Origin of the sequence: Bifidobacterium sp. (assembly GCF_051876855.1) — a bacterium.
In the GTDB taxonomy this organism is placed as follows: Bacteria; Actinomycetota; Actinomycetes; order Actinomycetales; family Bifidobacteriaceae; genus Bifidobacterium.
This window is the reverse complement of the sequence record NZ_JBJEIH010000116.1, coordinates 2,498-9,850: the sequence shown is the minus strand read 5'-3', so window position 1 is coordinate 9,850 and position 7,353 is coordinate 2,498. Positions and strand designations below refer to the sequence as shown.

The following is a 7,353-nucleotide window of genomic DNA, read 5'->3' as shown; positions in this document are numbered from 1 at the left end:
GTCGCGGAAGAACCCGCCGCGGAAGAGCCGGCAACAGACGCGCCAGACGCAGAAGCCCCCACCGTAGAAGCGCCAGACGCAGCACCACCAGTACCCGCAGCATTATCCGCCGCCCGATACCCAATCGTGATCCGTGAGCCGACAGCAAGCCCCATCGCGTCGGCGACATCACGCCCGACCATCACGTTGCCGGCGCTCGGCCACGCCCCTTCCACACTCCAGTGGTGGTTGAGGGCCTTCACCTGCGCCGGGTGCACGCCGGCCAGCACGTATGGCGCCGCATTCACGCGAACGTTTTCATACCGGTAGGTCGCATAGGTCGCTGACCCCTTGGCCTGCACCATGTCGGTCGTATGCTTGACCATCGCCGCGTCGATCCCGCTTTTCCCGCTGCCGCTTTCGATTGGCGTGACAATCAGGTTCGCGCCGTATGAGCGCATTTCCTCGTTCATCTGCTGCGGTACGGCGATGCAGGTTGCCGCAAGGCAGAACAGCGTCGCCGCCCCCACCAAAGATGCCACGACCGCCATGATTGCCCTGCCGCGGCGGCGGAATATCGCGCCCCACAGCATCACGAGAAACATCCTCGTATTGGTCATGGTGTGTGCTTTTGTTGACATTGTTGATTCCTGTTGACGCATTGATTTGGATTCGCTCAGATCGCTTGATTTACCGGCCATGCAGCACCTCCGCCGGATGGACACTCAAAATGGAGCGGATGGATGACAACGCGGCAACGCACACGACGACCGCAAGAAGCACGAACACCAGCAGGTAGACCATCGGGCGCATGGTGATGCCCGAGCCGAACACCACGTGCCCGATGACTTGCGCGAGCCCCGAACCGACAACACCCCCGACCAGCGCGCCCGCCAGCGAGACGGACGCGGTTTCTGCGAGCATAAGCCGCGACACCCGGCCGTCAGTCGCGCCAATGGCTTTCAGCAACGCCAGTTCGCCGGAACGTTCGGTTATCGAGGCGGCCATCAGGTTCGCAACCGCCACTGCCGCGGCGACCAGGGTGAGCGCGGTCATAAGCATCATCACCGCCTGGGTCTTGTTGAGCACGTTGCCTTGCAGCGCGGCGACCTGCCGCACCTGCTTGGCGACCGCGCCGGGCAGCACTTCCTCGATCTGGTAGGCGATCGAGCTCGGATACGCGGTGCAATACCACGTCTCCCACTCGTCCTGGCTGAGCGCCGCCGGATTTTTCGCGGCTTTGCGGGCAAGATCATTGTCGGGCGTGGTGAGCGCCTTCACTTCGATCTTGTTCACGCTGTCGGTCAGCCCGGCGAGTGCCTGGGTCACGGCGGTCGGCATGTAGATGGCTTCGTCGTCACCGTCGCCGGAGGTGTATTGCCCGACGATGGTGATGGTCTGCGTACGCCCGGATTTGCTCAGGGTGATGCGGTCGCCGGTGTGTACGCCGAGCGCGGCGGCCGCTTTGGAACCGATCATGCCTTCTGCCGCACCGTCTTTGGGCCATCTGCCGCTCGTTTTCCACCATGAGCGCATGCCGCCTTCAACGCCGACGACCGTGGTCTCGCCCGAGGCGAGGTGCAGGGTTTTATTGAACCATGTGCCGACGAGTGGTACGTCGGTGCCGTCCACGCTGGCGTGAATGGTCAGTTCGGGCGCAAAATTCGTAATGTTGTACGCCCAGAAGATCGTTTTGATGTTTTTCGCGTCGGATTCCTTGAGAAACGCGGTCGGGTCCTGGCTGGTGGCCGCGCCGCCGTTACCGCTTCCGCTGCCCGCCGTACCGGTCGAGCCAGTGCCGCTCCCCGTGGTGTACAGGTCGGAGACGACGGCGTTCGCCTTGGGCTGCACGATGATATTCGACCCGTATGTGGTCAGTTCAGCGGTGAGCTTATCGCCAACGTCAAACACCACGCCGAGCATGGCTACCGATACCGCGGCTGACAGGCCTACGGTCAGCGCGATGAGCAGCCGTTTGCGCAGCTGCCGGCTGAAGGAGCGGGCTACCATTCTCGCAAAGAACATGGAACCTCCCTGTGCTTGATACGGAACGCTTGATACGGAATGTCTGATACCGAACGCTTGATACGGGTTGCATGGCAACAACGCCTGGCCCGAATCGTTTGAAGCGGAGCATGTCTCGACGCTTACTGGAAGTGGGCGCTGAGCGCGTCGAGGTCAGCGGTCTGGATGGTGATTTTCCCGCCGCCCGCCTTGTACGGCAGAGGCACCGGATTACAGCCGCCCTTGAAACCGATGGTGGCGAGATTGATGGCCACATCGCATTTCTTGCAGATGATTTTGCCGTCTTTTTCGTAGTACCCGGCATCGCCGCAGTTCTCGCATGCATCAAGGCCGATGCCGTATGCGCCGCCGTTTTTCTTGATGATGATGAACCGCATCACCGTGCCGTCCTTTGCCTTGTATTGGAAGCGGTGCAGATGCCCGTCGGATACCTGTGCGAAGGTGATTGTCGCCACGCCGTCTTTGAGCGAGTAGCTTTCCGGCGGGGACAGTGTGACGGTCTGCCGAGTGGCGGCGACACCGACGGTCAACGTAAGGCTCACACCGATCATGGCAATCAGACTCCATACCGCAGCGCCGACCGCTTTACGCCGAAACGCCCGGTGTTTACGGCTTTCCGCAGCATCCACGCCCTGCAACGGCATACGCATACCCGCCACAATCGAGGCGATGGCCGGAACGGCAAACACCCACGCCTGCGCCTGGACAATCCACGATCCGTGATTGATCAGCCACACCAGAACCCGGAACGCGACACCATGCAGCATCACCATGCCGCCTTGCGCAATCTGCAGAATCGCAGTCAGGTGCTGGACGGTCACGAGCACGACCACCGCGAGCGCAGCAAAAGTGAACGCCTGCCGATATGCAGTCGAGCGCATGGAACGGCAAATCGCCGCCACGATAACTGACATGCCGACGCCGAGCAGGAATCCAAGCGCCCGCAGCAACATCTCCGATGTGAAAGGCGATTCGCCGGGTTCAACGAACACGGTGAGCTGCAAAATCACGTCAGGAACCGCGTAGAACGTGGCGAGCGCGATGCACAACGCTGCCACGGCGTTCGCCGCGTTGAGCAGACCAGCATGCTGCCGCCAGTGCGCGCTTGCGACCAGCTGTCGGGAGTTCGCCACGGCGGCGATCGTGGCGATATCGGCGATGATGGCGACCACAAGCACGGGGAAATTCACCGCCGACCGCTGGTTGATCACCGATGTTGCACGCAAAGCACCGAAAACGATGGCAGCGAGCAGACCGATTAGCAGACCCCAGCGTCGCCATGTGGCGCTCAGGGGCTTGTCGCGCCCCTCCCCGACGTCGAGCATCACGCCCAGGCTCATCACCAGTAACGCGACCGGCAAGGTGCCGGGCATCACGGTTACGAATTGTTTGAGCATCTATCCCTCTCCTGTCTTGGCGCTTTCGGCGTTGCCTTGCCGCTGTGCTTTCGATGATTTGCCGTGTGCAGTGTTGCATTGTGCAGGGTTTGCCGCGCAGTTGCCGTCTCGTATCGCGCGGACGCGGTAACGCACGAAAACCTTCCTCGCCGTCTCATCATTGATTCCGCTAGATGAGACGGCGGGAAGGGCGTATCGCGTCACGCATGGTGCCAGTCATGTTTGGCTTCTGTCGCACATGCAACCTGTCGCGATGGCAATGAACCGCGGCAGGCTGCCGGCGCAGACCGCCTCACCACTGGCGTGGCGTGTAATCCCAGTTGTCAAACGTGACTTCGATCGGTTCAGTCCAGAATTTGCCGGTGACGCCGGTTTCCTTGTCGACATGCAGCATCCAGCCCTTCTTCGCCGGCGATTCAATCGACAGCTTGAGCTTGTACGATCCCGCCTGGTCAAGCTTGATATTGGCGCCGTAATGCGGGCCGTCGGACGCGTTCATCTGCATGAACGTGCCGGATTGCACGGACTTGTTGGTCGACTTGTCGATAATGCTGTAGTTGACGGTCAGGTCGGGAATGAAATCGCCCTTGCCGTAGCCGAGCGTGGTGCCCTTCTTGTTCGCGTGGATATCCGCCTCGAGGTGGAAGCTCGCGTCGGCGGCCTTGAGCCCCATGCCGGAAGGCTCCATATCAACCGGCTGGAAGTAGACCGCGCCGACCATAAGCGGGCCGACTTCCTGGTCTTGGTCCGGGCCGACCGGGACTTCCTCGAAGCCCGCGCTGTCCGAGGAGCTGGAGCTCGAGCTGGACGCGGACGAGCTGGAGGAGGATTTCGCGCTGGACGAGCCAGACGAACTGGATGCGGATGAGCTGCCACACCCAGCGAGCGCGAGGACTCCGGACAGCATGATCGCGGCGAGCGCAATCGCTTTGTTCTTCTTCATGTGATTTCTCCTGATTTGTTGTTGTGGATGGGGAAGTTTCATGGACGGGCGAACGGGCCGCGGTAGTTGGGGCAGGCCGTTTCGCGCGCAACCGTCACGATTTATCGACAGCCTGTTCGGGCGTATCGGCCTTTTCGGCCAGTCGGCGCCGTGTGTTCGCGTCTTTGATGAGCGCCACGACCATCAGCACGATGACCACGATCGCCGCAATCGCTTGCGCGCCAATGGTTTCGGCATACGGGTACAGGCCAAGCCAGTCGCTGGTCGGCACGCCCTGCAGGTAGGTGCCGTTAATCGCATCGCCCTCGATGAGCGCGTGCACGCCACCGCCAGCGAAAATCACCACAAGGATGGCCATAAGCACGCTCGTGACGAGGAAGAACGGCCTGATCGGCATGTTCACCGAAGTGAAGCGAATCAGCAGGAACACGATCACCAGTACCACAGCGGCGCAGGCGGCTCCCCACCAGATGCCGGACGTGTCGCCGGAGACCATCGAGAAGATCGCCTGGTAGAAAATCACCGTTTCGGCGCCCTCACGGAACACCGCAAGGAAACTCAGCATCGCCAGCGATATCAGGCTGCCCTTGGATACTGCCGCAACCGTCTTGTCTTTGATGTAGGCGTTCCATGCTTGCGTTGAGGAACGCGACAGCATCCAGTTGCTCGTGTACAGCAGCATGAGCATGGCCACGAGCGCGACCACGCCTTCGGTGATCTCCTGCTGGGGGCCGGAGCCGCCGAACAGCGCGGTGAATACGGCAGCCAGCACGCCGCTCGCCGCAAGGCCCGCGACCAGGCCGATGTAAATGTAGCGGGTCATCGGCTTGTTGCCGGATTTGATGAGATAGGCGATGATCGCGGCCACCACGAGAATCGCTTCCAAGCCTTCGCGCAGCAGGATGATGAAGGCCTGTCCGAACGCGCTGGTCACGAATTTGGTGAACGGGTTGATGTTGCCGGCTGCGCCGCCATCGAGTGTGGCGGCATCTTCGACGAGCATGGCCTTGAGATCGGTGACATACTGCTGAGCCTGCTTGAACGACTCGCCGTTGTTCATCGCCTGGCGGCTTTCCTTGAACTGGTATTCGACCTGGGAAACGCGGCTGCCGCTGATCGCGTTCATCACGTTTTTCTCGAAACCGAGCTTCTCGTAGTACTGGTAGTAGGCGTCGTTCACGTAGCTTGCGCCCTTGGCCCCGTCGCCCGTCTTGTATGCAGCGACGGCTTTGTCAAGCACCTCGCCCATTTCCTTGGCGACCTCGCCCCACGTGCGCGTGCCCTTGCCATTGTTCTTTTTCTTGGCGGCATCGAGCTTCTTGCGGTCCGCTTTGATTTGCGCGGCAAGTTTTTGGGCGTAGACATTGGGCTTGTCAAGGCCGGATGTCGCATCCAGCGTGACGGCTGCTGCGTTCAGATCGGTTTCGAGCGCGGTGATCTGCTGCGAGATCTGCGTGTCGTTGCCGGCAGTGTATGACAAGTCGATGATGGACTGGAATTGCTGTTGGTGGCTGGATTGCTTGTCCGCGCCGAGCGTGTCATGGACGACCGTGGTGAAGTTCGAGCCGACATAGATGGTGTTGTAGGCGGCCATGAAGTCCGACGAAGCGCCTGCCGTATTGCCGGCCGCATACGCCTGCTCGCCCTGGTTCAGCTGATCTGCCATGGCGTCGGCCACCTGCTGCCACGTGGTGTAGGTGACTTCGGCGGCATCGGCACGGGATGGCGTGATTGACGGGACGAACATAGCGAGAACGACGACGAAGGCCATGACGCATACCGCCGCGATGGAGCGCATTGCGGCAGTGGCTCTAGTGATGCCGGTGGAGCTGGTGGAGTCAGTGGAACCGGTGATGCTGGTGATGCCAGTGACGCCGGTAACGCCGGTGGAGCCGGTGATGCCGGTGACGCCGGTGGAGCCGGTAACGCCGGTAATCCTGCCGTCTCGTGCCGTTCCGTTCATCCGCATTCGTCCGCACCTCGGTTGCTGTCAGGTATGGCCGGGCGCCGCAGCCGGCGACCCGCCAGAAGATACACTTGCCCCAGGTACACTTATGCCAGTGTTTTCAAGGGTTTTGTCGAAATGGATCCCGCGGCTTGTGGCCGCGAACAATCCTGAGTGTAAAAGAAAAAATCCTCAGGCAACAGTCTTGTTTTTTTGAATCTTTTGAGGTATGGAGGCGGCGATTTGGGCCCCGATATGGGCTCGATCATCGGCGTGTCGCGGGCTTTGACGACGGTTGTATGTCGCGATGAAGTCCAACATGCGGACACGAAATATCAAATCATCCCCACCCCTGCGCAAGCCACCACCGTGCGAGCAGATCCTCACAAAGTGACGCCCCCAGACCAGCCAATCAGCTGATTCCCACCATCAAACCGTCACCGTGCGAGCCAATCCTCACACAACGATCCACTCGACCAGCCCGACGACTGATTCCAACCAGCCAACCCGTCATTGCGTGAGCGAATCCTCACACAGTGACGCCCCCAGACCAACAGACAGGCCGACTCCCACCATCGAACCGCCATTATGTGAGCGAATCCTCACACAATGACACCCCAGACCAGCCAATCAGCTGATTCCCACCACCAAACCGCCACCGTGCGAGCGAATCCTCACACAGTGACGCCCCCAGACCAACAGACAGGCCGATTCCCACCACCAAACCGGCATCGTGCGAGCCAATCCTCACACAATGACGGTCTGAGTCAACCATCTGGCCAATCCTGTCGATGCAATCATCCGCGGTGCGACAACCAAATCACATGACAGACAGATACCGATACATCCAAACCCTAAAGCCATACTTACCCACCCACCATGCAACATGGCAGTCGCACCACAGGCAGATACCGCCGACAGACAACCCCAACGACGGCAACATCAGTCCGCCATGCGACTGGCGCATCGCACACCAGCCAGATATCCCGCCAACCAGCCCGAGAACCGGACCTACCAGCCCGCCGTGCAACACCACAGTCGCACCACAGGCTGATAACTCCGGC

At 60.7% G+C, this 7,353-nt stretch carries 4 protein-coding genes and 1 pseudogene; all 5 read right to left on the bottom strand.

Translation table 11 applies throughout. The features are described 5' to 3' along the window. Window positions 1–599: pseudogene (locus tag ACI38B_RS07475) on the bottom strand (ABC transporter permease); the annotation flags it as partial. Window positions 600–669: 70 nt separating this feature from the next. Next, window positions 670–2,004 carry an ABC transporter permease gene (locus ACI38B_RS07470; RefSeq protein WP_439730185.1) on the bottom strand — a complete coding sequence of 445 codons (1,335 nt, stop codon included), beginning with the start codon at window positions 2,002–2,004 and terminating at the stop codon, window positions 670–672. A 122-nt stretch (window positions 2,005–2,126) separates the two neighbouring features. Continuing rightward, window positions 2,127–3,401, bottom strand: a complete 1,275-nt coding sequence (locus ACI38B_RS07465) for a Fe-S-containing protein (RefSeq protein ID WP_439730184.1) — start codon at window positions 3,399–3,401, stop codon at window positions 2,127–2,129. Between the two features lie 292 nt (window positions 3,402–3,693). After that, entirely contained in the window at window positions 3,694–4,344 is a 651-nt protein-coding gene (locus ACI38B_RS07460) for an iron transporter (protein WP_339562464.1), read from the bottom strand. A 94-nt stretch (window positions 4,345–4,438) separates the two neighbouring features. Continuing rightward, a complete protein-coding gene (locus ACI38B_RS07455) occupies window positions 4,439–6,142 on the bottom strand; it encodes an FTR1 family iron permease (RefSeq protein ID WP_439730192.1) in 1,704 nt (567 codons plus the stop codon). Window positions 6,143–7,353 lie beyond the last annotated feature (1,211 nt).

What these genes read in the sequence shown, in the direction of transcription:
- ACI38B_RS07460 (WP_339562464.1), bottom strand. Translation starts at nt 4,344, where the DNA reads ATGAAGAAGAACAAAGCGATTGCGCTCGCCGCGATCATGCTGTCCGGA.
- ACI38B_RS07465 (WP_439730184.1), bottom strand. Translation starts at nt 3,401, where the DNA reads ATGCTCAAACAATTCGTAACCGTGATGCCCGGCACCTTGCCGGTCGCG.
- ACI38B_RS07455 (WP_439730192.1), bottom strand. Translation starts at nt 6,142, where the DNA reads ATGCGCTCCATCGCGGCGGTATGCGTCATGGCCTTCGTCGTCGTTCTC.
- ACI38B_RS07470 (WP_439730185.1), bottom strand. Translation starts at nt 2,004, where the DNA reads ATGTTCTTTGCGAGAATGGTAGCCCGCTCCTTCAGCCGGCAGCTGCGC.